Source organism: Drancourtella massiliensis (genome assembly GCF_016900655.1).
Taxonomy (GTDB): domain Bacteria; phylum Bacillota; class Clostridia; order Lachnospirales; family Lachnospiraceae; genus Sellimonas; species Sellimonas catena.
In genome coordinates this window covers 1-229 of sequence record NZ_JACJKH010000145.1, presented here as the reverse complement: position 1 = coordinate 229, position 229 = coordinate 1, and the positions used below count along the sequence as shown (strand labels likewise).

At 49.8% G+C, this 229-nt stretch carries 1 protein-coding gene; it reads right to left on the bottom strand.

Going from position 1 to position 229, the window contains the following annotated elements; translation table 11 throughout:
• The coding region (locus H6A32_RS16125) for a hypothetical protein (RefSeq protein ID WP_204864839.1) at positions 1–229 on the bottom strand (229 nt) is incomplete at both ends.

The window sequence follows — 229 nt, the reverse complement described above, 5'->3', positions numbered from 1 at the left end:
TGCTGCATCGTAGCTGGTAGCTTCTGTGTATGGTGCCTTAAGGGCTGTTCCCTTTTCATCATCCATCACATAGTTCACTTTCAGGCTTCTTTCCTGTGCTACAAAGGTATAGGTGTACTTCGCACCGTCTTCTACCTTGGTCTCTTCCGTTGGCTCTGTCGGTGTCCAGCTTCCGCCTTCATATCCTTCATTCGCCTTCGGTACTGGAATGTCGCTCAGGGTCTTATCC